The organism is Okeania sp. SIO3B5 (genome assembly GCF_010692555.1).
Lineage (GTDB): Bacteria > Cyanobacteriota > Cyanobacteriia > Cyanobacteriales > Microcoleaceae > Okeania.
This window is the reverse complement of record NZ_JAAHHG010000711.1, coordinates 1-4,219: the sequence shown is the minus strand read 5'-3', so window position 1 is coordinate 4,219 and position 4,219 is coordinate 1. Positions and strand designations below refer to the sequence as shown.

The window sequence follows — 4,219 nt, the reverse complement described above, 5'->3', positions numbered from 1 at the left end:
TAGCTTCCCGAAGGGAAACCCAACAAAACCTTACTAATGTTGGGTTTATCCTAACGGATAAGCTCCGAAGATCGTCCCTCAACCCAACCTACACTTATTGCACCATTTTAGCTGTGTCAGTCCAGTAGCATTTTTTTGTCTCAAAAAATGTCAGCTTTTCGGTGGCAAGAGCTGCAAAAGGCTAGTATTTTGGGATGATTATGGCAGAAAAATTAAGAGACAACTTTTCCGACTACCTCTTCTATAATTCCCATTTCTCCTGACTCCTGACTCCTGACTCCTGACTCCTATATGTTTATGCTCTAATCATAAAATCATCTACTGTTGGAAAAACTTCATCAGAAATAACAGCAAATAAACCACCATTTCCAAAACCATCTTCACTGCCATTAGCATTATAATACAACCCGTTATCAATAGAATTATAAACAATTATAGCTTCGCTCTCAGCAACAATACCATCAACTGAGGCAAATTCATCACCAAGACTAGCACCTGCTTCAGTTGTAATGGCAGCAAATGTTGTTAAGTCTAGTAGAATCATATCCTGACCGGGGACAAAATCAGTAATTTCATCCACACCTAACTCCACTTCACTGAATGCTTGGTTAGCAGCAAAGATAAACTTATCCTGACTAGCACCACCAGTTAGAGTATCATCACCTTCACCACCATTGAGGCGATTTGCTACGCAACGCTTACGCGAACGCGACCTTGACCACCACTGAGATTATCATCACCACTACCACCTAATAAGGCATCATTACCTATCCAACCAATTAAACTATCTTCCCCACTACCACCCTTGAGGGTATCGTTTTCGTAGCCACCCTTGAGAGTATCGTCACCATCTCCACCATTAATACTATCGTTACCACGGTTGCCCAGGAGTTCGTCATCGCCACCAAAACCAAGAACAGTATCACTGCCACCGAGACCTTGGAGAAGATCGTCTTCTTCCCCACCTGGAATTAGATCGTTGCCAGAAGTAGCTTTTGGCGCTAAAGCTGAGAAAACTTCGCTAGCATCAAAAGAGAGATTATCAAAACTAGGGTCTAGGGAAACATTAACATTTGGAGTTCCATCAGCAACGACAACCATATCCCCTTGAGTGTCACCTGGGTCTGAATCTGTATCTATCTCTATACGCAGGGGAGTTTCTTCGGAAAATTCTGGTTCAGCGAGATTAATAGCTGCTACTAAATCCCACACTGGATTAGGATCGTTGTCACTTTGAATAACTTCCAAAGCATAATCTAAAAATTCCGCAGAAATTAAACTTTCTGGAGTACCCGTATCTACCCAAGCTTGAGAATCATCAGCATCGAACTCTATTTGATTGGTCGCATCTAGGGGAGTAATCTGAATATTCAGACCATCATCCCCAAACTCAAATACTTCCTGAGCAGCTACAGGATCGATCCAAATATTAAACTCTGCCTCTAAGTTGGTAGAAAAAGGAGGATCGGGCAGCACGGGTAAATTCCCTTCTACAAATACTGCACCACCCATGATTTGCAGAACCGAAATATTATCAACGATAGTGGGGTCTAGTTGGAGAGCTTCGGCAATGTTGGTCATTGGACCAGTTGCTAAAATAGCTACAGGTTCGGGAGAATTATTAATAGTTTCGACGATTAGTTCTGGTGCAGAACTGGTTTCAACAGGTGGAGCGCTATCAGGCAAAGTCACAAAAGGTGCCCAAAAAGTATCTGAGGCATCCCGAATAAAATCAGGAAAAACATTATCACCCTCTAATGGATCGGAACGACCGACACCTACAGGAATACCTGTTACACCAAGTCTTCCGAGCATTAGCTCTACATTATCAACGAAGATTTCCGGGCGAGCAATACCTTGTGCAATAGTGATAGCTTGAACATCATATTCAGGGTTGCCCAGCACATAAGCTAATGCGGTCATTCCATCTTGACTACCGTCGTCATCAAAAATTAATGGAGTTGAATTAACGTTGTCTACCATAGGGATGCAAAAATTAATAAATTAACTGGCAAATATTACAACCATATTGGTTTTGTGAGGTATTTCTTAAGTAAAAATTAATAAGTTGAATAAATCAATTTGATGCTGTTGTTTTGGTATCGATTCTGTTTTGATAGATTTTGACTTTCGCTTCCGAGGTTTATTCATCTGTAGGTTCGTATAATTAATATTTCTCCTTGGTATAATCTCCGTAACTTGCATTAAAATGTTGGATAAAACGACTTGAGTCGTAGAGGATTGGTGTTGGTTTCTGAGGGTTGTATTGGGCGATCGCTTTTTTAATATTTCCAGAAGGAAAAGAGCGATCGCTTTTTCTCAGGTCTATATCTGTCTGTTATTTTTAATTTTCTCGTAAATTTCCCTGGCTGTTTTTTCTCCAAATATTTTTTCTTTTAACTCTAAATAATCAATCGGCTGTGACATAGTTTCTCGACAGAAAAATGCTGCTTTAGCAATTCCTAACCGTTCTACAATTACTTTGACACTTTCGGTTCTGATAGAATCCATTTGCGGTACTACTAATTTTTGATTCATTTTAATCCTGCCTTTAAGAATTAATAACATTACTAACAAATTCTGTGGGATTTTGAACAATTAAAGTCCCACGGTATCTTTTAATTATTTTATCGTCGCAGGTAATGAAATAATCTACCCCCAGTTCTTCAGCACAAACCAAGTGCAAGGAGTCAAGTCCTTTAATACCCATTGTTGCTTCTATTTCTTCTGCTCTTATTAACATATTTTCGTTAAGACTTTGGAAATATTTAGCTTCCTGTAGCACGCTTTCGACAAAAGTACGACGATCGTTATATGGGTTATTATTGGTTTCTACTACTAAAGCCTCTGAGGATACAATTTCTACTATTTGGTTTTCGATTAGTAAGAATATTAGCGTCATTGACACTGATTCTAAATAGATTCTAGGCTGAGACTGGTCGTCAAATATTCTGTTCAATACGCTAGTATCTAAATAGACCTTCATTTTTAATTATTGATTTTTGCTTGATTTCATAATAGTAGAACAGAAAGAAAGTTTTTGTCAACCAGTGAATAGAAAAATTATTAATCTGAGAGCGATCGCTTATTCCTAGTAACGACTTGAGTCGTAGAGGGTTGCTGGTAGCTTCCTAGAGTTGCGTTTAGCGTTCGCGAACCGTTGCGACGGATTGTTAAATGCTTTTCATCTTCTAAATTGTTGCCGTCTAACGCATCTACAAATTTTGCTGTTTGTTGGGCAAATTACTATTAATTCCCAGGGAAAAAATTCCCAAAATTTTCTCTAAGTTATTAATAAAGTATTCGGTTAGATCGATGTGAACTTCTGTATTTTCTAACTTTAAGAATTTCCAAATATTTCCAGTGGTGACGACACCGTAAATGGTGGAAATTTGATTGCCTTGTTGTTGATTAAATATTTGTGCTGCTATCATTTCTGCGAGACATTGTCCTAATCAGGCGTTTAAGTTTTCTTTTTTTGCTTCTACAATGGCAAAAACTGGAGATTTAATAAATAGTTGTTCTGGGTCTAGACTAATGAGAAAGTCACAAGTACCGTTTAATCCTCTGGCAGTATCGACGTTAAATTCTGTTCCGGAAAACAGGCTAATTTGATTATTTAGGGTTTTTCTGAATTCTATTAAAATTGGAGCAATAATCATTTCCGAGCGGGCTTTTTCTGTATTAATTGCTAAGGCTAATGGTAAATTATTTTGTAATGTTTGTTTTAGGAAATCGCTTGGTTTAACTTCTGGAATATTGGCAAAAAAATCGACTGTTTCATTGATAGTTAAGGAAAATTCTTGTTGGATTTTTGGTAATGTTAAATCGCTGTAAGGCATTTGATTGTTGCTCCTTTTATAGCAATTCCTATAGTTATGAGGTATATTCACGATCCCCCTAAATCCCCCTTAAAAAGGGGGACTTTGAAGACTCTCCCCTTTTTAAGTAGTTCCCCCCTTAGTAAGCTATGCTTTATAAACATCTTTCTTAACATAAAAATTGACAAAATAGACAAATTATGTTTAAGACTTTAAAAGCCTTTTTCTAGAGAGAAAATGTATTTAAAAGTACATTAATTTTGATAAATTAAGTAATTTTATTTAGATGCTATGACTATTTCTCCCTGTGTCTCCCCGTCTCCGTGTCCCCATTTCTGATATGACTATTTCTCCCTTCTCTCCTGCTCCCCTTCTCCCCTGCTCTCCGTGTCCCCGTG

At 38.0% G+C, this 4,219-nt stretch carries 6 protein-coding genes; all 6 read right to left on the bottom strand.

Annotation, left to right across the window (positions count from 1 at the left end; all coding sequences use genetic code 11):
- Window positions 1–295: 295 nt before the first annotated feature.
- The 6 genes from F6K54_RS41325 to F6K54_RS43625 all read right to left on the bottom strand — a co-directional run bounded on the left by F6K54_RS41325 (window position 296) and on the right by F6K54_RS43625 (window position 3,842).
- Window positions 296–622 (bottom strand): hypothetical protein, encoded by a 327-nt coding sequence (locus F6K54_RS41325; RefSeq protein WP_375342035.1) that lies wholly within the window; start codon window positions 620–622, stop codon window positions 296–298.
- A gap of 65 nt (window positions 623–687) precedes the next feature.
- Window positions 688–1,983, bottom strand: a complete 1,296-nt coding sequence (locus F6K54_RS41320; RefSeq protein WP_293090299.1) for a nucleoside hydrolase — start codon at window positions 1,981–1,983, stop codon at window positions 688–690.
- A gap of 342 nt (window positions 1,984–2,325) precedes the next feature.
- Window positions 2,326–2,511, bottom strand: coding sequence for a hypothetical protein (locus F6K54_RS41315; protein ID WP_293090298.1), 186 nt, complete (start codon window positions 2,509–2,511; stop codon window positions 2,326–2,328).
- Window positions 2,512–2,551: 40 nt separating this feature from the next.
- On the bottom strand, window positions 2,552–2,986 hold the full coding sequence (locus F6K54_RS41310; protein WP_293090297.1) for a PIN domain-containing protein: 435 nt from the start codon (window positions 2,984–2,986) through the stop codon (window positions 2,552–2,554).
- Window positions 2,987–3,215: 229 nt separating this feature from the next.
- Window positions 3,216–3,434: a hypothetical protein gene (locus tag F6K54_RS43630; RefSeq protein ID WP_366558392.1), complete on the bottom strand. Its 219-nt coding sequence runs from the start codon at window positions 3,432–3,434 to the stop codon at window positions 3,216–3,218.
- A gap of 21 nt (window positions 3,435–3,455) precedes the next feature.
- Window positions 3,456–3,842 carry a hypothetical protein gene (locus F6K54_RS43625; protein ID WP_366558391.1) on the bottom strand — a complete coding sequence of 129 codons (387 nt, stop codon included), beginning with the start codon at window positions 3,840–3,842 and terminating at the stop codon, window positions 3,456–3,458.
- Between the last annotated feature and the right edge of the window lie 377 nt (window positions 3,843–4,219).

What these genes read in the sequence shown, in the direction of transcription:
- F6K54_RS41320 (WP_293090299.1), bottom strand. Translation starts at nt 1,983, where the DNA reads ATGGTAGACAACGTTAATTCAACTCCATTAATTTTTGATGACGACGGT.
- F6K54_RS41315 (WP_293090298.1), bottom strand. Translation starts at nt 2,511, where the DNA reads ATGGATTCTATCAGAACCGAAAGTGTCAAAGTAATTGTAGAACGGTTA.
- F6K54_RS41310 (WP_293090297.1), bottom strand. Translation starts at nt 2,986, where the DNA reads ATGAAGGTCTATTTAGATACTAGCGTATTGAACAGAATATTTGACGAC.
- F6K54_RS43630 (WP_366558392.1), bottom strand. Translation starts at nt 3,434, where the DNA reads ATGATAGCAGCACAAATATTTAATCAACAACAAGGCAATCAAATTTCC.
- F6K54_RS43625 (WP_366558391.1), bottom strand. Translation starts at nt 3,842, where the DNA reads ATGCCTTACAGCGATTTAACATTACCAAAAATCCAACAAGAATTTTCC.